The sequence below is a fragment of the Desulfovibrio sp. SGI.102 genome (assembly GCF_050314315.1).
Taxonomy (GTDB): domain Bacteria; phylum Desulfobacterota; class Desulfovibrionia; order Desulfovibrionales; family Desulfovibrionaceae; genus Desulfovibrio.
On record NZ_JBNPNC010000003.1, the window covers coordinates 1 to 17,555 of the forward strand.

The following is a 17,555-nucleotide window of genomic DNA, read 5'->3' on the forward strand; positions in this document are numbered from 1 at the left end:
ACCACCTTGATGAAGAAGTGCATGGCGAGATGCGGGTCGGTGTGGGTGCCGGATACCGAGCCGGACAGGGGATGCGTGTGGGAGCCGTTGCCGCCCGTTGCGGAAGTACTGGAACTGCCGCTGTCGTATAGGTTCCCGCTCTCCATATACCGTCCTTTAGTCGATATGACGGCAGAGAACGGGTGCGTGTGGCTGGGCATCTGCGTTGTACTCAGCGTCGTGGCCCCGGTACTGCCGGAAAGATCCACAGCGACATCTTCGCTGCCGCCTTCCGTGCCTTCGGGCTCGGCTTCGCTGGCACCGCGGACATAGCGGCCCCGCAGGTCAGGCACGGTGCCGTCCTTGCCGTCGCTGCCGCCATCGCAAAGGAACCATTCTTCGCGGGCCTGCTCTTCTCCGGGCATGATGGCCCGGCGTCCGTCACTGCCGCCCGGCGTCGCGCCCCAGATGGGGACGGGCACGAAGGGCGGGAACATGTCCCAACAGTCAGGTCTGGGCACCCAGCTTGCGTCCAGCGTGCCGTCTTCCCCGGCCTGGGGTACGGTGTTGGCCGCCGCCGTGGTGCTGGCCAGCACGCCGCCACGCTGGGAAGCACTGGCCTTGCGGACGCGCAGTTTCCCATCTGTTTCGAGTTCAAGGCCGTCCTCGTGGCCGGTCTGGGGCATGACGCTGCCCAGGCTGGTAGGGGTGGCGATGGCCGACGCCCCGGAATCGCCCTTGGGGATGCCGAGATGCAGGATGCCGGTCTCCGGGTCGTAGTCGCCGCCGGCGGGCAGTCCGGGATCGAGCGTGGACACCTCCACCTGCAATCCCAGGATGGACGCGGCGCTCTGGGCGGCCCTGTCCTCGCTCCCTGCCGCGGCCTCCGCGCTCTGGCGGGCTGCCGTGGCGCTTTGGGAGGCGTCGGCGGCACTGGCGGCTGCCGCTGCCCGGTTTTGGTCGGCGGCTTCTGCCGAGGCAGCTGCGGCCTGTGCGCTGGCTGCGGACTGCGAAGCGCTGGACGCTGCTGCGGATTCGCTGGCCTGGGCAGCTGCGGCGCTGGCCTGGGCGGCCTTTCCCGCCTGCAGGAGCTGTTCGGCCATCTTGATGGGCGTCTCGTCGCTGGTGGAGGGCAGGATGACCGCCCGCTGGAGCTGTTCCAGCAGCTGCTGGCGTTCGGCCGTGGCCCGGTCGAGGCCTGTCTCGATGACTTCGGCATCGAAGCGGGTCCCGGACACCAGGTCGATCTGCTGTTCAAAAGGCATGTTGCGGGTGATGGCCAGCTTCCAGCCCGCGGGCAGGGGAGCGCCTTCGTGGAGGTAGGTCACGCTGCCGCCGTCGTCGTTCAGGCGGGCGGTCCAGCCGCTGGCCGGGCGGCTGTTGCCGTCGGGGCCGGTCAGGGTGACGGTCAGTTGTTCAGTCCCCCAGACTTTGAAGGAAAAAGGAAAATCCGTGGCCGTACCGTTGCCTTCGAACAGGGCACGGCCGGGACTGTAAGGCATGGTCATGCGAACTCCCGGAAAAGGGGCGGACAGGGAAGGCCGCCATACAGTGAAGAGCGGGTATCGGGCCGTCAGCGGGCCTGCAACCAGCTGTCGGGCAGGGGCAGGGGGCGGCGCTCACTGGCATCGGACTGCCGGGCCTGGGGAAGGCTGGCGCTGTAGAGCTGTTCCAGCTCCGCGATCTTCTGGCTGTTGCTCTTGAGCAGCGGTGCCGCCAGCAGGCAGGCCAGCTTCCGGGCCAGCATGTGGGCGAAAAGGTCGTCGAACTGGTGGCAGTGGCGCACGTCTTCCGTATAGAGCAGCAAGGCCCGGCTGGCGCTGGTGAGCAGGATGGTGGCATCCCCGGCGGGATCCCGGGCCAGACAGAAGGGGAGCGGCAGCAGGCCTTCGTGCCGGACCTCATGCGCTTTGAGGCAGGCCTCGGGCAGGGCGTAGGCAAAGCGGTATTCCTGCTCGAAGCCCGAGGGCAGGGCCACCCGGGCCAGCCAGGCCCGGCGCTGGGCAAAGGCCCAGGGGTAGTCGCGCAGGGCCTGCCGCCGGGCACTGTCCCAGTACAGGCGGCATTGCAGGGCCTCGGGCGTGTTCTCGTCCTCGGCGGCGATGCTGCGGGCGCCCAAAAAGCCCAGGGCCCGGTTCCAGATGGCGATCTGGGTCAGGGGCTCCATATGTCTTCCTTGTGATGGCATCAGGGAAAAGGGAACAGAGGGGGCTCCCCCACGTTGGGCAGGGGGGCGGGGCAAGCGTCCGCCCCGCCCCATGAATGAGGGGTCTGTCGCCCGCCGGTCGCGGGCATGATCCTGTCTCCGGTGCGGCGACCGGGCTGTGAGATGGCCCGGCCGCTCCCGGTGCAGGAAAAGGACTAGCGCACGCGCAGTTCCTTTTCGTAGGGGAAGTCTTCCTCGCGCAGCAGGGCCGCGAAGATGTGCCCATCATGGCTGCCGCTCCCGGCCGGAGACAGCTTGAGGCGCAGCCAGCTCTTGCACACGGCCTGGGGCACGAAGCGCCAGCCCAGGCGGGCGCCCTCGCCCAGTTCCGCCCCCTGGACGGTGATGGCAGCGCCGGGCACGTCCTGCCATTCGCCTTCGGCGCTGTCGGCTTCCTGCAGGGTCAGGGCCAGCGAGGTGGTCTGTTCTTTGGCGAAAGCCCTGGTCACGGAGATGCGCAGCGGCATGGGCTCCATGCGGCCGGGCAGGCGCAGGGCCGTGAGGGGTACGGCCTTGCCGGTGCTTTCGGCACTCAGGGGACCTTCGAAAAGGATGCAATGGCTGTCGATGATGGCCATGAGGACTCCTTGTTTCCTGAAAAAATGCATGGGAAGCGGACGTATGACGGCCGCAGGTCGTGCAGTCAGAGGGGAGGGCAACCGGGAGGCCGCCGGGACACGGTGGAGGCGGAGGAAGGGCAGCGCCGCTGCACGGACAGCGCATCCGCCCGGGGATCGTGCCGTAAGGTCCCGGCATCCTGGCAGCAGCGGCAGCTCAGGGCGGTCCCCCCTTGGAAGGGCGCGGCTCTAGATGGAAGCCTCGTCCGAGGCGATGGCGTCGCACTGACGCACGGGGCGGCCGTGCAGCACGGGAACGGCCTTGGCGTCGAAGAATTCGCCGTAGTGCAGCTGCACCTGCCCGGCGTCGGAGTTCTGGAGTTCCAGCGCGGTGAGCACATCGGCGTTGGCATACCAGACGGCTTTCTGGCGCAGATGCTGGGGCATGCGGTTCTTGGCTTCGATGGTCAGCTTCTGCAGATCCACGAAACCTTCCTCGCCCTTGCGCTTGCCCAGTGCGGCCACGGGCACGTTGGCGATGCGCACCACCCCGCGCCAGTCGCGTACGGCCAGACCGCAGCGCCAGTTGTATTTGTCGCCCGTGACCTGATATTTGCGGCCGTTCTCGTCCTGCGCCATGTAGGTCTTGAGATCTTCGTGGGAAAGGCCGCCGCGGCTGCCCTTGGGATAGATGCCGTGCACGGACTGCGGCCCCCAGGAGACCAGCCAGAGCGAGGTGCAGCCGCCGTCGCGGCCACCGGCGTCCAGCACGTTTTCGGCATCGCTGGCCGGGTAACGCATGGCCAGGCCGTTGAATTCGTCGGGGTTGCGGTTGCTGTCGCCGTAGAACAGGGTGCGGGCCACCTTCTGGCGCATGGCCTCGGCAAAGGCGATGCCCTCGCTCATGCGGAAGGAGCGGTCACGGTCGCCGTACAGGCGGATCTCTTCCACATCCAGTTCCATGATGGCCTCAAGGATGCCGCAACCTTCCTTGACCTGGCTCCACTGGGACTTGGCGGGCGGCGTGCCCTGATAGAGGCGGCGCCAGTATACGGCGGGCAGGCCGGTGCGGATGCGCGTCAGGTGGCCGTCGGACTGGTTGGCTTCCATCCAGGGCACGTCATCCATGATGTCGTTGGTCTTGTTCATCAGCTCGATGATCTGGCCGGCCTTGTCGCCGCGATAGAACTGTTCCATTTCGGCCAGCGTGGCCACAAAACCCAGAGTGGCGGACATGAAGTCTCCTTGGCAAAGGTGGTCGGGAAGGGGCCGTCAGCGGCCCGGTACGAAACGATGGAAAGGGGAAAATGCCGTGTGCCGGTTGGCGACCTGCATGGTCAGGATCGCTGCGAGCTCCAGCCCGCGTACATGCGTTCTTCCAGGGGCGGCAGGCTGCCGCCGCCTTCGCTGCCGGGCAGGCTGTCTTCCAGCAGGCTGTCGGCCAGGCGGCTGAAGAAGCGCAGCACGGCCGGGTGGTTGCCGTAGCCGCTTTCTTCCAGCAGGCGACCGATGCTCTTGTCCGTGTCGAAGCGGTCCAGGGCCAGCTGGGCCCGGGCCACGGTGGCGGCCAGATGCTCGCCGCCCAGCTGCGGATCGTCGGCCACTTCCTGCCGCCACTGTTCCACCTGCTGCTGCCAGCGGGCACGGCGCAGGGCATCGGTCTGGCGCAGATGGGCCTCCAGCCGGGCGGCGTCATCGGCTGCGGGCTGTTTTTCCTGCCCCTCGGCAGAGGACTGGCCGGGGGCGGTGGGCCGGCCTTCTTCCGGGCCGCTGCCCAGCAGGGGCGTAGCGGGGGGCGTCCTCCCCTCGTCGGCAGGCAGGCCGTACAGGCCGCTTTCCGGCCGGGGGGCCATGCCGCCCTCGTCAAAGATCGCTTCAGTTTCGGGCATCGTCTTCCTCCTGTGTCAAAAAAAGTCGGGGCAGGTGGGAGGGATCGGCCTCCTGCAAAAGGCGGAGCACGGCCACGCCCACATGGCGGCGGCCCTCCTCCCAGTAGATCTGTCCGGCCGGGGGCCCCGGTCCCGGACAGGCGGCGGTGAAGCAGAGCCCGGCCTGCAACAGCCAGCGCAGCAGGTCGCGCCCTTCCGCCGAGGTCATGAGACCATCCACGGCCCGGCACAGTCCGGCCCGCCAGCGCTGCTGTGCCGGGGAAGCGGGGGCAGGAGCCCCGGCGGGGAAAAGCCGGTCATCGTGCATCGTGTCCTCCTTCCGGGGGCGGCGTCGTGCCGCTCGTCTGCTACGGCCGCAGGGCAGGGGCGGCCCCGGCGGCCAGGTTGGCCAGTACCTGCAGGACGGAGCTTTTTTCCCCTTCCACGGTCAGGTCGCTGTCGGCCAGGGTGTGTCCCAGGTCGGCGGCCTTCTGCAGCAGCTCCAGCTGCTGTTCCGTCTGCCGCGCTTCCTCGCGTCCGGCCCGCAGCCGGGCCCGTTCCTCACGGGGACGTGTTAGGTTCGCGGGCAGGCCGAGGCTTTGGGCATAATTGTCCAGCAGATTGTCCACATCCACGCTGTCCAGGGCTTCGGGCCAGGCCGAGGCGGCCTTGAGGGTCAGGGCCAGATACTGGTCCGTGGCGCTGATGCCCACCAGTTTCTGGGCCTGTGCCAGCAGGGAGACGAATTCCACCTTGAGGTGGCGTCCGCTCAGTTCCGGCGGGCAGGGGGGCAACATGTCCAGGGCCAGCATGAGGCGGAAGGTACGGTCGATGAGCGGGATCAGCAGCTCGTCATGCAGGCGTTCCAGCACGGGACCGATGAGCAGCAGCTTCTCTTCCTCGCGGGCGGCTATCTCGCTGGCCGTGACCTTGCTGCGCCCTTCCAGGATCAGGCGGAACAGGTCGTTGTAGAGCCCGGCCCGTATCTGCTGCTGCACGGCTTCCATGGCGGAGCGCGCCTGGGCCAGATCGGGCTTGACCTGCAAAAGGGGCGTGGCCACGGGCTGGTTCTGTCCGGGCAGGCTGTCCACGAAGTTGATGCCGCCGGGCGTCAGGTCGAGCCCCACGGAGCGCAGGCCCGCATGGACGCTCATGGGCGGGTCCACGGCTTTGTGGATGGCCTTGAGCGTGGTGATGCCCATTTGTTGCAGCATGCGGCAGTCGGGCAGGGCATCCATGGCGGGCGAGCGGCCATAGACATCGTTGGCCGCCACGTCCCAGCGCGGGCCGAAACCGGGAAAGCCCAGGAAGCCGGATTCCTTCAGGGGCACGACCTGCCCTTCCCGTCCTTCCAGCCAGTAGACCGAGGCCCAGGGCATGTGGCATTGCCCTGCCAGCCGGGGCCGACGTTCCGTGCGGGGCAGCACGGCATGGATGACCGCATGTCGCTGGTCCGGCGTGCGCCGGGCCGCCAGACGCAGGTTTTCCGGCAGGGCCTCCGGACCGAAGCTTTGCACCATCTGGCGCAGGCTCATGTGCATGCGGTGGAAAACCGTGTCCACCCGCCGGGCCGCGTCCGTATCCAGCACATACTGTCCGGCGCAGAGCGGCACGAAGCGGAAGCCGTGGCGCAGGTCGGCCAGTTCGAAGACGAAGGCCGTGCCGAAGGTCCCCAGTTCCGCATAGATGGTGTGCATGGCGTTGTAGAAGTTGCAGCGCTGCAGCACCACGCGCATGCGGGCCTCCACTTCATCCAGATAACGCTGGCCCGCGTGGCTGCGCGACAGTTCGGGATCGTCCAGGGCCAGCCGGAACCAGGGCCGGGCGGGGCTGGTCATGCCGCCCTGCAGGCCGGCGGCCAGGGTCCGCATGGCCAGGATGCCCGTGGCGTCCACCAAGGAGCGGTTGAGCAGGGGGCGGTCGTCCGGACTGTCGTCGGTGCGGAAACGGGTGGGCAGAAAGTGCTCGGCCAGGCTCTCCCAGGCCGTGTCCCAGGGCGAGCGCCGTTCCAGCAGGGCCCGGTAACGCCGGGCCAGGGCCGGGACGCGCAGGGCAAGACGCTCTTCGGCTTCCGGCCGGTCTCCTGCAGGCAGCGGGGACCCCTGATGCGCTGTCCCGAGCAGGGCGCGCAAAGCGGGGCGCATCCTATTGCCCCAGCAGGGTCTTGCCGCGGTTCTCCTGCGAGGCCAGCGGCGTGGTGTGGATGGATGCCCGGATGCCCGCGGCCTTGCTGGCCTTGTCCTTCTGGTTCTGGCGGGCGGCCGTGGCCGCTTCGGTGACGGGTTTGGGAGTGGCCGCCTTGGGGGCGGGCTGGACTTCCGGTACGCTGGGGCTGGAGGAGCCTCCGAATCCCATATGTCCTCCTTGGGGATGAAGGTTGTTTACGGATGGGCCCTGTGGCCGGATGGAGACATCTTTATGGCGCGCGCCAGCGTCTCCGGCGTGCAGAGCAGCTGGATGCCGTCCATGTGGACGCCGCGCCGGGCCAGCCAGCAGGCGGCGGGCAGGCGCCCGTGATGACGAAACCGCAGGCCGTGGCCAGACGCCAGGCATGGCGGTTGCTGACCGGGCACAGGCCCCAAAGCGCGCTGGTCTCCGTATGGCGGAAGACCCAGCGGAAAGCGGCACGGGCCAGCGGCACGGCCAGCGGGAATGCCGGGCGGAAGACCGTGAAATCGAATTCCCGGATCCGCCCGCGCCAGGGGCTGAACAATCCGCAGGCCAGCGCCGTGCCGTCAGGGGCCGTGGCCTGCAGGAGCAGGCGGCCGGGGGCGCTGACCAGATGCAGCCAGTCGTCTTCCCGGGGATGGGGCCAGGCGTACATGGCGCAGCCTGTGAGCCCTTCCCGGCACATGCGGGCGAAGAGGGCTTTGCGGCCCGCGTCGTCCCGGACGGCTTCCAGATGGAATGCGTCCTGCACGTCGGCCTGGCCGCAGGGCTGCGGTCGTGTGTTTTCCATGCGGGCTCCTGTTGTTGGGGGATTTGCGGGATAGGGGCGTGCGGGATGTCGTCGCAGTCATGACGCTGCCCGGGACGGGGGAGGAAAGCCAATCTCGACCGGCTTTCCCCTGCTTGGCAGGTCTCCCGGCACGGCCCTGTCACGGGCGATCCCGGCGATGGATCTTTTCGGGCCTGTCGATGGCACGGGGACGTGGAAGCCTTCCTTTCATCGCCCCAGTCCCAGCACGTCATAGCTGATGCGGGCCCGGGCCGGAGGCAGGGGGCGCTCCGGCGGGCGAAAGCCCGTGACCGCGTAGCGCAGGGCATCGGCGGCGTGGCTGGAGCCGTCATGCAGCGGGCCGGAGGAGAACTGTTCCTGCCGGGGCCGCCATTGCCGCCGGTAGGAGCGCAGGGCCGCCAGTCCGGCGGCGCAGTGACGGCTGTCGAACCAGAGGCGGGGCAGGGCGCGACGCACGGCATCGATACCGTCGGCCAGCGGCAGGGACGGTGCGATGTCGAAGCGGATGCCCAGACGGGCGGCGCTTTCCAGACGGCTCTGGCCCGTGCCCAGTTCCCGCACCCGGATGTCATGCGGGGCCAGGTGGCGACCGTAGCAGAATCCGCGTCCCGCAATGCCGTCGGCGGTGGCCGTTCCTTCCGGCCGGGCCTTGGCCGCCAGCACGGCCGCGTAATGGGCCAGCCCCTCGCCGCTGACTTCGTAATAGTCCAGCATGCGCCAGTTGCCGGAAGGCTCCACCTGGAAGAACCAGATGGCCGTGGCATCATCCATGCCCAGGTCCCAGGCCGTATGCACGGGCAGGTCGGGGCTTACCGGCAGGGGGGCAGATACGTCCCGCCAGATCGGCGGCATCCAGCTGGGCGGCATAGTAGGCCCCGCGCACGGCGGCGGCGAAGGAACACTCGAATTCCTGCTGGAACTCGGCCTCGCTCATGCCGCGGCGGGCGGCGTCCAGCTCGGTCTGCGGCAGGTAGCCTGTCTGCGAGGCCGGGAAGCGAAAGCGTGACCAGCCCTCCGCCGCCCCCAGACTGCCCGCCAGCTGCCAGACATCGTGCAGCAAATTGTCACAGCCCTTGGGCGTGCCGCAGAACAGGACCCGTCCCTGCCGGTCGGCCAGAGCGGGGAGCAGGATCTGGCTCCAGACCTCGCGGGGGATGTCGGCGGGCTCGTCCAGCACCAGATCGTCCAGATACAGGCCGCGCAGGGCCTGGGCGTTGTCCGTGCCGTACAGGCGGATGCGCGCGCCGTTGGGCAGGTCACAGCGCAGTTCGCCTTCATGGAAACGGGTACCGGGGATCACGCCCGCGAAATGCCGCAGATAATCCCAGGCCACGGCCTTGGCCTGCCCCAGATAGGGGGCGGCGTAGGCGGCGCGCCAGTCCGTGCGGGAAGTACGCAGGGCCGCCCGCAGCAGGTCGTTGACGGCGGCCACGGTCTTGCCGAAACGGCGGTGGCAGAGCAGCACGCAAAATCGGGTGCGCTGCTGATGGAAGCGCCATTGCAGCGGGCGCGGCGCATAGGGGATGATGCAGGGCGTTTCCATGTCGGTCTCGACGGGGTTTAAAGGTTACGGAGGGCCATCTTCCGGCTCCTGTCCGGCCCAGATGACGCGCAGGGGGGCGGGGGGCTTCCGGTCGCCGTCCTGTGACGTGCCCTCCTGCTCCAGCGTGCGGGCAAGGGCGTGCCGTTCCTTGATCTCTTTGACGATGTCGATGCTTTTTTCCGAGACCTCGGCAGTGTCGAGATGTTCGGTCAGGCGTTGCAGGCGCTCGTGCAGGGCTTTTTCCAGGGCTTTTTTCCGGCGGCGTACCGGCATCACTGCACCTCCCGGGGAGGGCGGCAGTGCAGCAGGGCGGGCAAGGCGGCGCCGGGGAGCTGCTGCCAGCGGTCCTCCTGCCGCTCAAGATGCCGTTCCAGACGTTGCAGCAGGCGTTCCAGGCCGTAGAAGCGCGCTTCCTGGGCCTGCAACTGGCTGCGCAGGCGGCCTGCGTCCTCCCGCAGGGAGCGTACCTCGTCCGCCAGCGGCGTCAGGAGTTCCCGTTCCTGCGCCAGAGCCTGTTCCAGCAGATCGAGGCGGCGCAGCCACAGGGCTTCCCGTCGCTGTTCGTCCCGGCGGCAGCGCAGATGTTCGGCCTGCGGGACGAAGCTGCGGCGCAGGCTCCACAGGGCCCAGAGCAGCAGCCCCTGTACCAGGGCCAGCAGCAGGGGCAGGAGCGCGGCAGGCAGATGGGTGGTCATGGGCATCTCCGTGGTTCAGAAGGGCAGGCCCAGCATGCCGGCCAGCAGGCCCAGGATCTGGTCCAGGGCCGGGGGCGGCAGGTCGTCCAGCAGGTCGGGCGCCAGCAGGGGCAGGAGCAGCAGGCGCACGGGCACTTCCCAGCAAAAGAGCAGGGCCAGCACCCAGCCCAGGAAGGAACGCCACAGACGCAGCACACTGGAAGGGGCATTTTCCGTTTCCCGTTCGTTAAGGCGGATCTGGGCGGCCAGCAGTTCCTGCCGTTCCCGGCTGCTGCCCGTCAGGTCGCGCAACAGCCGGGTGCCCAGATCGCGCAGCAGGTTCCACATCACTGCGCCTCCCGTTCCAGATCGGCCAGATGCTGGTGCAGGGCCTTCACCCTGTTGCGCCAGCCCGTCAGGAAGACCTTCATGGACGGGCGGGACGCGGCCAGACGGCGATAGAAGGCGTCCCGCAGGCGCAGGCTGCTCCGGGCCGCGTACCAGTCCAGATGCACGTCGGCCAGCGCGTTGGCCAGCTCGCGGGTGTCCGGGCCCATGATGCCGTCCTCGGCGATGGGGGAGTAGTGGTCGAGCTGGGTCTCGCCCGTGGCGTTCATGGCTTCCTGCAACTGCTTCACGGCCCGGCTGGCGCCCATGTTGATCGCGCCGTCATAGAGCGTGACGGCCAGCGGCAGGGGCAGGCGGTCGCAGCCCAGTGCCTCCCAGAAATGCCTGCGGAACAGACGGGCCGCCTGTTCTTTGGTACAGGCGCGGATGTCGTCGGCGTCGATGTCGCCGTCATTGTCCAGATCAAGGCTGAAGTAGTCGCAGTCCGGGCCCGTACGCCGGGGGCAGGTATCGCACTGCCGGGCATCGCGCAGACAGCGTTCTTTGGCCTGCCGTGCCAGATCCGTGACCCAGCGCAGGGAGATGCCGTGATTGGTGATGCCGCCGGGATCGGCTTCGTGGTCGGAAAGGCCGCCTTCCCAGCGGGCCGTGAACGTATGGGCCAGAGTGAAATTGTCGCGCATATGCCCTCCTGCATGGCGGTGGAATGATGGCGGGGCGGTGTCGCACCCGTGAGGCCACCATGCCGGAAAAGGGCGCTGGCGTAAGTTTGAAGGATTTCAGTAGGGGAAGCGTCGTGGAGGGACAGGGGGGAAGGAGATGGTGCGGGGCCGGAGAGGGAAGAAGCCAGACAGGCACCCCGGAGAGGAGAGCCCGTGTACAGGCCTGCGGGCTCATCCGTCCCTGCCGGACATGCCCCGGCAAGGAGCAGCCTGCGGACAAAAAAAACGGGAAAGGGAGGTGCGGGGATCAGCCCTGAAGGGCGTCGCCGGGGGCCTGAAGGGCCTTGTCCGGCAGTTCGGCCTCCTGCTTGAGCAGCTGCCAGACGCGCCGGTCCGTGATGCCGTACCGGCGGGCCAGAAAGCGCACCTCGGCATTGCTGGAGGTACCGGCGGCGGTATGGCGGCTGAAGGCGCCGAGCAGCTCCCGCTGGCGCACCTGACGGGCGAGACGGGCGCAGCGGGGGATATACAGACAGGTGCCGCCGTAAGCCCCCAGCAGGCGGCGCAAGACGGGCTCGGGCAGCAGGGCGCGCAGCAGATGCCCTTCCGCCGGGAAGCGGCGGGGGATGCGCAGGGTCAGGCCGCCGCAGTGTTCCAGAAGCCTGTGCAGGGCGGCATCATCTTCCAGAACCTGGCGCAGCAGGCGTACGCTTTCGGGCAAAAGGGGCAGCAGGCTGTCCCAGTCCACGGGGTCGGCGGATCCGGCCGTGTGCCGGGGAAGCGTGGCAGGACTTCCGCTACTGGACCACATGGCGGGCCTCCGGGGCCAGGGGACTGCGAGGGCGCTGGAGATGTGCCTCCAACGGTTGTTCCGTGTCGTCCGCCCCTTGCCCGGCCATGAAGGTCCCGGCAGCAGGGATGGCTTCCGGGGCAGGCGGCATGGCATCGCCGGACTGGCGGGGAGCGGCCTGCATGTCTTCCAGCATGCGGGCGATGCGGCGCAATTGCGCTGCCGCCCAGAGCAGGGAACCCTCGGCGGGTTCCTCTTCACTGTCGGCGGACTGCGTCAGGAGACGCTGGAACTGTTCCAGGGATCGTGTGTTCATGTCGGCTACTCCCTTTCTGATAATGGCACGGTGTCCCGCAGCGGATCTCTGCGGAAAAGTTATGTTGCGGAAAAAGTTTTCTTTTGCCCGCAAAAGCGGGCCCGGGCTGCTGTATCCATTGCCATTAGCTACAGGTTGTTCTATGTTTGACAGCAGTCATAGCCGTACTTTTTACATGTTTTCTTTTTTCAATCAAAGGAAAAATTTTTAACTTTTCTTTTAAAAAGATTTAATAGCCTGTTTTTAATGAATAAAAAAATTTGGAGCGCGCATGGAAGATAAAAATAGGTTTTCCTTTATCTCTACACAGGGCTTTGCCGAGCGCCTGCGCCGCCGTCGCCTTGGCCTTGGCCTGCGCAAGCAGGATCTTGCCGCACAGGTGGGGGTCAGCCTGACCACTATCCAACAGTACGAGAACGGCCAGTTGCCCAAGGGGGAGTTTGCCGTCCGGCTGGGGGCGGCCCTGCGCTGTTCGCTGGACTGGCTGCTGGCCGGGCAGGGGAATGTGGAAGGGGCCCTGCAGGACCAGTGGGCCGGGCTGGTCATGGTGCCCATGGTGGAGGCGCGTCTTTCCGCCGGTACGGGGAGCTTCGAGACCAGCGGCGATGTGGTGCGGCACTATGCCTTCCGCGAGAATTTTTTGCGGCGCAAGGGCAGCCCGTCGCACATGGCTTTGCTGCGGGTCTCCGGCGACAGCATGGAGCCCCGCATCTGCCACAATGACGTGGTCCTTGTGGACCAGAGCCAGAAAGACCCGGTGCCCGGCCGCATCTATGCCGTGAGCGTGGAGGATCTGGTCTACCTCAAGGTGGTCAACGCCATGCCGGGGCGCCTGATCCTCAGCAGCTACAATCCTGCCTATCCGCCCATCGAGGCCTGCACCACCGACCAGCTGGCCGACTTGGTGCGCATCGTGGGGCGGGCGGTCTGGGTGGGGCGTGAGCTTGATTGACGGCACGTCCCGCGTACCTTGTTCGATTTGTTAAACATAGTAAAAGAATTTATTTTATTATCCTTTAAAATCAATATAATAACAAAAAATATGCATGGCGCAGGCGTTTTCTTGGCCTGCGCTGACACTTTGCTGACAGCCGCAGGCGCAGTGTGGAGATGCGGACAGGGCCCAGTCCGCAGGGGCCGGGACGTAGCCGTGCCCCCACCCGCAACTGTTACGGATGGCGGTCATGCCGCCAGAAGGAGATATCCCATGCGTCTGCTGCTTTCTTGTGTGATGGTTCTGGCTCTTGCTTTCCCCGCCATGGCTGCCCAGGGCGGCTTTCAGGGCCCGGGACAGGCTCCCGGCGGTTTCCAGGGGCCCACGTCCGGCGTCCAGGCCGATACCGTGGCCAAGGCCCTCAAAGCCTGGGACGACGCGCCGGTGATGCTGACGGGCCATATCGTGGAGCGTGTGGCCGGCAGCGATGACAAGTACAATTTCCGTGACGCCACGGGCACCATCGTGGTAGAGATCGACCATGAAGTGTTCGCCGGCCGTACGGTGACGCCCGCCGACCGGGTGCGCCTTTCCGGCAAGCTGGACAAGGAGATGATGGATCCCACCAAGGTCGACGTGAAGATCCTGGAAATCCTCAAGTAGTCTGACAGGCGGGCCGTGCGCTACCGGCAGGCGGCCCGCCAGCGGAGTCGTGATGCGAATTTTTTCTGTGCTGCTTCTGCTGGCCGCCGGCCTGTTTCTGCTCCCGCCGGGTACCGGTGCGGCGGGTTTCGTGGGCCCCGGTGTCTCGCCGACGCTGACCCGTGCGGCCGACGTGCTCAATGCCTGGGATGATGCCCCCTGTGTTCTGGAAGGCCATATCCTGGAAAAGATCCCCCGCAAGGACCGTTACCTTTTTGAGGACGAGAGCGGCCGCGTGGTGGTGGAGATAGAGCACGAGACCTTCGGGCACCTGACGGTCACTCCGCAGGACAAAGTGCGCCTGGTGGGGCATGTGGACTGGAGCTCCAAGCACCCCAATGAGGTGGAGGTGGACGCTCTGGCCATCATCCAGTGATGTTCGGGCCCTGCGGGGCCTTTCGGACGGCGGGGCATCCGCCGGGTTTTCCATTCTTCAGGGGGCGCACGGCGCCCCGTCCTTTTTTGCGGAGGTGCGCATGGTGCCTGTCTCTGTCCTGCTGGTGGAAGATAACGAGGACATCCTCGCCAACCTGTACGCCTATCTCGAGCCTTTGGGCTATGAACTGGATTGCGCCCGCAACGGCCGTACGGGCCTCGAGATGGCCGCGTCCGGCCAGTTCGATCTGGTGGTGCTGGACATCATGCTCCCCGGGCTGGACGGCATCAGCCTGTGCCGTGCCCTGCGCGAGGAACACGGCGTGCAGGTGCCGGTCATCATGCTGACGGCCCGTGATACCGTGGCCGACCGTGTGCTGGGCCTGGACGCCGGGGCCGACGACTACCTGGTCAAACCCTTTGCCCTGCGCGAGCTGGAGGCCCGCATCCGGGCCCTGCTGCGTCGGGGCCGGACGCAGGAGAGCGCCCAGGGCGGCGAGCTGCGTGTGGACGATGTCTGTATCGACGTGGCCGGGCACCGGGTCACGCGGCAGGGCCGCGAGGTCAAGGTGAGCCCCACGGGCTTCCGCATCCTGTGCGAGCTGGCGCGCCGGGCCCCCGCCCTGGTCCGCCGCGAGGAACTGGAGCGCCGCCTCTGGGGCGACGATCTGCCCGGCGGCAGCGCCCTGCGGACGCATATCCACGAACTGCGCCAGCATCTGGACAAGCCTTTCGGCAGCCCCGTGCTGCACACCATCTCCCATGTGGGCTACCGTCTCGGCCGTGAAGAGGAGCCCGGGGCGTGAGCGGCGGTTCCCCCATCCGGCGGCGTCTGCTGGTCTCGTTCATGCTGCTGGCCGCCGGTCTCGGCCTGACCATGGGCATGGTGGGCCTGCTCTCCTATGACAGGCTGGGCGCCCATCTGGTGGACTGGTACGCACGTCCGGTCATGAATGCCCTCATCGAGGCCGAGGAACGCTCGCGCCGTGCCGAGGACCGGGGACGGCACAACAACCTGGTCTATGGGGCCGACCTGGCGAACCTTATGGATCTGCAATTCCGGGTGGGCAAACAGATCCCCCGCGAATGGCATTCCCTGGAGCCCGGCCTGCACTTTTTCGACCGCATGGAGAATTTCGTCTTCCTCGAGGAGCACAAGGGCGTGCGTTACGCCCTGAGCGGGCACACGGGCCTGCTGGTGACCATCAAGGCCCAGCTGACCCGGGTCCTGGGCCTGTGCGCGGGCCTGGGCCTGGGCGTGGCGGCCCTGCTGGCCGTGCTGCTCAGCCGGCGGCTCACGGGCCAACTGACCGATCTGACCCGTACCGTGTCCCGCTGCCCCGTGCCCCGTGCCGGAGGGGATTATCCCGGCCTGCCGCCCTTGCCGCAGGTGGCCCTTGATGACGAGGTGGGCGTGCTGGCCCGGGCCATCGCCAGCCGCGAGGAGGCCCTGCGCCGTTTCGTGCAGCGCGAGAGCTTCTTCACCGGCGATGTGAGCCACGAGCTGCGCACGCCCCTGACCGTCATGCAGGGCGGGCTGGAAGTGCTGGAGCTGCAGCTGGAGCGCCTGCCCGGTTCCGAGCGCTGTGCGCCCACGGTGGAGCGCCTGCAGCGCACGGTGCGCGACATGTCCGCCACGGTGGGCATCCTTTTGCTGCTGGCCCGCCGTCCCGAAAATATCGAACTCGAACCCGTGGATCTGGCCCTGCTGGTGCGGGACACGGCCCAGGGGCAGGACTGCTTTTCGCTGGAGCTCCCCGCGAGCCGGGAAGTGCAGGCGCAGCCTGCCCTGGCGGGGATCGTCGTCAAGAATCTGCTGGACAATGCCCGGCTTTACTCGGAAAATGGCCGTGTTGCCGTGCGCCTGGACGAGCATGTGCTCCAGGTGCGCAACGCGGGACGCATCCCTGAGGATCTGGACATCTTTGCCCGCGGGGTGCGTGCCCGTGCCCGGGGCGATGCCACGCCGGGCGGCAGCGGTCTGGGGCTCTCGCTGGTGCGCCGCGCCTGCGAGCAGCTGGGCTGGTCGGTGAGTTACCGGCACAGCGGAGAAAATGAGACACTGTTCGAAGTGTGCTTTGCTCCGGACAGTGATGGAGAACGTGTGTGAAGATCAGCATGAGCAAGGGCCGCCTGCTGGCCGTACTGGCCCTGCTGCTGGGCTGTGCGCTGCTCTGGCGGGGCTTTTTCGAGCCCGACAGGCAGCGCGGCATGCCGCAGGATACGCCGCCGGTGCGTGTGGCCACGGCCCTGGCGCAGGATATGCCCCATTTCCTCAACGGTCTGGGCACGGTGGAGCCGTCCAGTGACGTGCTGGTGACCAGCCGGGTGGACGGGCATCTGCAGCGCCTGCATTTTACGGAAGGTCAGTTCGTCCATAAGGGCGACCTGCTGGCCGAGATCGACCCCCGGCCGTTCGAGGCCGCTTTGGGCGAGGCCCGCGGCGCCCTGGCCCGCGATACGGCCCAGCTGGAGAACGCCCGCCGCGACCTGAGCCGGTATGAAAAGCTGGTGAGCGGCGGCCATATCGCCCGGCAACAGTACGACAACCAGCGCGCCCTGGTGCGCCAGTATGAAGGCACGGTACAGTCCGACAAGGCTGCCGTGGATTCGGCGGCCCTGCAACTGCAGTACAGCCGCATCACCGCTCCGGCCGACGGCGTGCTGGGCCTGCGAAAAGTGGACGAGGGCAACATGGTGCATGCCTCCGATACCGAAGGTCTGGTGCGCATCACCCTGCTGACGCCTTCCTATGTGCTCTTCACCCTGCCGGAAAGCCGGGTGCCCCTGGTGGCGCAGCACTGGCGCGAGGCCCGCAAGAGCGGTGGTCGTCTGCTGGTCCAGGCCTGGGACCGCGAGCAGCAGGCCCTGCTGGCCCAGGGCTTTCTGCTGAGCATGGACAACCAGATCGATACCGCCACGGGTACGGTGAAGCTCAAGGCGAAATTCGCCAACGAGGACCACACCCTTTTCCCCAACCAGTTCGTCAATGCCCGTTTGCTGGTCACGGTCCTGCCCCGGGCCGTCACGGTGCCCACCGCCGCCGTGCAGCTGGGCAGCCGCGGCTCCTACGTCTATGTGGTGGACAAGGATACCGTCCGCCTGCGCGAAGTGACGCCCGGCGTGCGTACCGACAGCCTGACCGTCATCGACAAGGGCCTTGCCGCGGGCGAGGTCGTGGTGGTGGACGGTGTGGACCGCCTGCGTGACGGCCTGCGCGTGCGCGTGACGGCCAGCATGGAGACCCCGCGCGTGACCGTGCCTGCCACCGGGAGCGGGGAGTAGCTTCAGGGAGGGAAGAGGGATCCCGACACGGCTGCCGATGCCGTGACGCTGCGCCTTGCAGCCGTCATCCGGTGATGCGGGCGTGCGGCATGGTTCCTTCCCTCCGGTTCGATCCCTTTTCCGGCCGCCCGCCCCTTGGCAAAAAGGTCATGTGGTGAAAGCGCGGTGCAGGGGCCGCCGGGCATCCCTTCCCTTGCAGCGCTCCTGCCGGGGGGCGGTGTTGGCGCCGCCGTGCTCCTGCCCTCTGGGGCAGCGGCAGGCCCTTTCCCCCTTCCTTTCCCGGCCTCCCGTCCTTTCGCAGGGCAGGGGACCGCCGTTTCCCGCTGGCGGTCCCGTCGCCGTTTCCAGAAGACAGAC

23 protein-coding genes are annotated in these 17,555 nt (G+C 67.4%); 6 read left to right on the forward strand and 17 right to left on the reverse strand.

Annotated elements, in window-relative coordinates:
* From ACQRCJ_RS01155 to ACQRCJ_RS01235, 17 genes are all read right to left on the reverse strand, one after another.
* On the reverse strand, nt 1-1,487 hold a 1,487-nt coding region (locus ACQRCJ_RS01155), incomplete at its 3' end, for a hypothetical protein (RefSeq protein WP_427799186.1).
* 65 nt (nt 1,488-1,552) lie between these two features.
* On the reverse strand, nt 1,553-2,146 hold the full coding sequence (locus ACQRCJ_RS01160; RefSeq protein WP_427799187.1) for a hypothetical protein: 594 nt from the start codon (nt 2,144-2,146) through the stop codon (nt 1,553-1,555).
* Nucleotides 2,147-2,340: 194 nt separating this feature from the next.
* Entirely contained in the window at nt 2,341-2,763 is a 423-nt protein-coding gene (locus ACQRCJ_RS01165; protein WP_427799188.1) for a Bbp16 family capsid cement protein, read from the reverse strand.
* A 228-nt stretch (nt 2,764-2,991) separates the two neighbouring features.
* Nucleotides 2,992-3,978, reverse strand: a complete 987-nt coding sequence (locus ACQRCJ_RS01170) for a major capsid protein (protein WP_204673892.1) — start codon at nt 3,976-3,978, stop codon at nt 2,992-2,994.
* Between the two features lie 101 nt (nt 3,979-4,079).
* A complete protein-coding gene (locus tag ACQRCJ_RS01175; protein WP_427799189.1) occupies nt 4,080-4,631 on the reverse strand; it encodes a hypothetical protein in 552 nt (183 codons plus the stop codon).
* Complete coding sequence (locus ACQRCJ_RS01180; protein WP_427799190.1) at nt 4,618-4,938, reverse strand: hypothetical protein; 321 nt, start codon at nt 4,936-4,938, stop codon at nt 4,618-4,620. The genes ACQRCJ_RS01175 and ACQRCJ_RS01180 overlap by 14 nt, the downstream gene beginning before the upstream one ends.
* Nucleotides 4,939-4,978: 40 nt before the next feature.
* The gene (locus ACQRCJ_RS01185; RefSeq protein WP_427799191.1) at nt 4,979-6,754 is read right to left on the reverse strand and encodes a portal protein; all 1,776 of its coding nucleotides are present in this window, start codon (nt 6,752-6,754) and stop codon (nt 4,979-4,981) included.
* A 1-nt stretch (nt 6,755) separates the two neighbouring features.
* The gene (locus ACQRCJ_RS01190) at nt 6,756-6,965 is read right to left on the reverse strand and encodes a hypothetical protein (RefSeq protein ID WP_168934540.1); all 210 of its coding nucleotides are present in this window, start codon (nt 6,963-6,965) and stop codon (nt 6,756-6,758) included.
* A gap of 61 nt (nt 6,966-7,026) precedes the next feature.
* On the reverse strand, nt 7,027-7,569 hold the full coding sequence (locus ACQRCJ_RS01195; protein ID WP_427799192.1) for a hypothetical protein: 543 nt from the start codon (nt 7,567-7,569) through the stop codon (nt 7,027-7,029).
* A 207-nt stretch (nt 7,570-7,776) separates the two neighbouring features.
* Nucleotides 7,777-8,340 carry a hypothetical protein gene (locus tag ACQRCJ_RS01200; RefSeq protein ID WP_427799193.1) on the reverse strand — a complete coding sequence of 188 codons (564 nt, stop codon included), beginning with the start codon at nt 8,338-8,340 and terminating at the stop codon, nt 7,777-7,779.
* On the reverse strand, nt 8,333-9,112 hold the full coding sequence (locus ACQRCJ_RS01205) for a terminase large subunit domain-containing protein (RefSeq protein ID WP_427799194.1): 780 nt from the start codon (nt 9,110-9,112) through the stop codon (nt 8,333-8,335). Before ACQRCJ_RS01205 ends, ACQRCJ_RS01200 begins: the two co-directional genes overlap by 8 nt.
* Nucleotides 9,113-9,136: 24 nt before the next feature.
* Nucleotides 9,137-9,388 (reverse strand): hypothetical protein, encoded by a 252-nt coding sequence (locus tag ACQRCJ_RS01210; protein ID WP_427799195.1) that lies wholly within the window; start codon nt 9,386-9,388, stop codon nt 9,137-9,139.
* Entirely contained in the window at nt 9,385-9,807 is a 423-nt protein-coding gene (locus tag ACQRCJ_RS01215) for a hypothetical protein (protein WP_168934536.1), read from the reverse strand. Before ACQRCJ_RS01215 ends, ACQRCJ_RS01210 begins: the two co-directional genes overlap by 4 nt.
* 15 nt (nt 9,808-9,822) lie before the next feature.
* Entirely contained in the window at nt 9,823-10,137 is a 315-nt protein-coding gene (locus tag ACQRCJ_RS01220; protein ID WP_303995615.1) for a hypothetical protein, read from the reverse strand.
* The gene (locus ACQRCJ_RS01225; RefSeq protein WP_427799196.1) at nt 10,134-10,817 is read right to left on the reverse strand and encodes a glycoside hydrolase family 108 protein; all 684 of its coding nucleotides are present in this window, start codon (nt 10,815-10,817) and stop codon (nt 10,134-10,136) included. The genes ACQRCJ_RS01220 and ACQRCJ_RS01225 overlap by 4 nt, the downstream gene beginning before the upstream one ends.
* Nucleotides 10,818-11,103: 286 nt before the next feature.
* The gene (locus ACQRCJ_RS01230) at nt 11,104-11,607 is read right to left on the reverse strand and encodes a Mor transcription activator family protein (RefSeq protein WP_168934533.1); all 504 of its coding nucleotides are present in this window, start codon (nt 11,605-11,607) and stop codon (nt 11,104-11,106) included.
* Nucleotides 11,594-11,902, reverse strand: coding sequence for a hypothetical protein (locus ACQRCJ_RS01235; protein WP_204625193.1), 309 nt, complete (start codon nt 11,900-11,902; stop codon nt 11,594-11,596). Before ACQRCJ_RS01235 ends, ACQRCJ_RS01230 begins: the two co-directional genes overlap by 14 nt.
* Before the next feature lie 271 nt (nt 11,903-12,173).
* On the opposite strand from ACQRCJ_RS01235, the gene ACQRCJ_RS01240 reads away from it, so the two are divergent.
* The 6 genes from ACQRCJ_RS01240 (at nt 12,174) to ACQRCJ_RS01265 (ending at nt 17,198) form a co-directional block, all read left to right on the forward strand.
* The gene (locus ACQRCJ_RS01240) at nt 12,174-12,854 is read left to right on the forward strand and encodes an XRE family transcriptional regulator (RefSeq protein ID WP_168934531.1); all 681 of its coding nucleotides are present in this window, start codon (nt 12,174-12,176) and stop codon (nt 12,852-12,854) included.
* A gap of 255 nt (nt 12,855-13,109) precedes the next feature.
* Nucleotides 13,110-13,499, forward strand: a complete 390-nt coding sequence (locus ACQRCJ_RS01245; RefSeq protein ID WP_168934530.1) for a YgiW/YdeI family stress tolerance OB fold protein — start codon at nt 13,110-13,112, stop codon at nt 13,497-13,499.
* Between the two features lie 52 nt (nt 13,500-13,551).
* On the forward strand, nt 13,552-13,914 hold the full coding sequence (locus ACQRCJ_RS01250; protein ID WP_168934529.1) for a NirD/YgiW/YdeI family stress tolerance protein: 363 nt from the start codon (nt 13,552-13,554) through the stop codon (nt 13,912-13,914).
* Nucleotides 13,915-14,014: 100 nt separating this feature from the next.
* Nucleotides 14,015-14,719, forward strand: a complete 705-nt coding sequence (locus ACQRCJ_RS01255; protein WP_168934528.1) for a response regulator transcription factor — start codon at nt 14,015-14,017, stop codon at nt 14,717-14,719.
* Complete coding sequence (locus ACQRCJ_RS01260) at nt 14,716-16,023, forward strand: sensor histidine kinase (RefSeq protein WP_427799197.1); 1,308 nt, start codon at nt 14,716-14,718, stop codon at nt 16,021-16,023. The genes ACQRCJ_RS01255 and ACQRCJ_RS01260 overlap by 4 nt, the downstream gene beginning before the upstream one ends.
* Nucleotides 16,020-17,198 carry an MdtA/MuxA family multidrug efflux RND transporter periplasmic adaptor subunit gene (locus tag ACQRCJ_RS01265; RefSeq protein ID WP_427799198.1) on the forward strand — a complete coding sequence of 393 codons (1,179 nt, stop codon included), beginning with the start codon at nt 16,020-16,022 and terminating at the stop codon, nt 17,196-17,198. Before ACQRCJ_RS01260 ends, ACQRCJ_RS01265 begins: the two co-directional genes overlap by 4 nt.
* Nucleotides 17,199-17,555 lie beyond the last annotated feature (357 nt).

Bases quoted from the DNA above. Each gene is read 5' to 3' on its own strand.
- ACQRCJ_RS01160 (WP_427799187.1), bottom strand. From the start codon at position 2,146: ATGGAGCCCCTGACCCAGATCGCCATCTGGAACCGGGCCCTGGGCTTT.
- ACQRCJ_RS01165 (WP_427799188.1), bottom strand. From the start codon at position 2,763: ATGGCCATCATCGACAGCCATTGCATCCTTTTCGAAGGTCCCCTGAGT.
- ACQRCJ_RS01170 (WP_204673892.1), bottom strand. From the start codon at position 3,978: ATGTCCGCCACTCTGGGTTTTGTGGCCACGCTGGCCGAAATGGAACAG.
- ACQRCJ_RS01175 (WP_427799189.1), bottom strand. From the start codon at position 4,631: ATGCCCGAAACTGAAGCGATCTTTGACGAGGGCGGCATGGCCCCCCGG.
- ACQRCJ_RS01180 (WP_427799190.1), bottom strand. From the start codon at position 4,938: ATGCACGATGACCGGCTTTTCCCCGCCGGGGCTCCTGCCCCCGCTTCC.
- ACQRCJ_RS01185 (WP_427799191.1), bottom strand. From the start codon at position 6,754: ATGCGCCCCGCTTTGCGCGCCCTGCTCGGGACAGCGCATCAGGGGTCC.
- ACQRCJ_RS01190 (WP_168934540.1), bottom strand. From the start codon at position 6,965: ATGGGATTCGGAGGCTCCTCCAGCCCCAGCGTACCGGAAGTCCAGCCC.
- ACQRCJ_RS01195 (WP_427799192.1), bottom strand. From the start codon at position 7,569: ATGGAAAACACACGACCGCAGCCCTGCGGCCAGGCCGACGTGCAGGAC.
- ACQRCJ_RS01200 (WP_427799193.1), bottom strand. From the start codon at position 8,340: ATGGATGATGCCACGGCCATCTGGTTCTTCCAGGTGGAGCCTTCCGGC.
- ACQRCJ_RS01205 (WP_427799194.1), bottom strand. From the start codon at position 9,112: ATGGAAACGCCCTGCATCATCCCCTATGCGCCGCGCCCGCTGCAATGG.
- ACQRCJ_RS01215 (WP_168934536.1), bottom strand. From the start codon at position 9,807: ATGACCACCCATCTGCCTGCCGCGCTCCTGCCCCTGCTGCTGGCCCTG.
- ACQRCJ_RS01225 (WP_427799196.1), bottom strand. From the start codon at position 10,817: ATGCGCGACAATTTCACTCTGGCCCATACGTTCACGGCCCGCTGGGAA.
- ACQRCJ_RS01230 (WP_168934533.1), bottom strand. From the start codon at position 11,607: ATGTGGTCCAGTAGCGGAAGTCCTGCCACGCTTCCCCGGCACACGGCC.
- ACQRCJ_RS01235 (WP_204625193.1), bottom strand. From the start codon at position 11,902: ATGAACACACGATCCCTGGAACAGTTCCAGCGTCTCCTGACGCAGTCC.
- ACQRCJ_RS01240 (WP_168934531.1), top strand. From the start codon at position 12,174: ATGGAAGATAAAAATAGGTTTTCCTTTATCTCTACACAGGGCTTTGCC.
- ACQRCJ_RS01245 (WP_168934530.1), top strand. From the start codon at position 13,110: ATGCGTCTGCTGCTTTCTTGTGTGATGGTTCTGGCTCTTGCTTTCCCC.
- ACQRCJ_RS01250 (WP_168934529.1), top strand. From the start codon at position 13,552: ATGCGAATTTTTTCTGTGCTGCTTCTGCTGGCCGCCGGCCTGTTTCTG.
- ACQRCJ_RS01255 (WP_168934528.1), top strand. From the start codon at position 14,015: ATGGTGCCTGTCTCTGTCCTGCTGGTGGAAGATAACGAGGACATCCTC.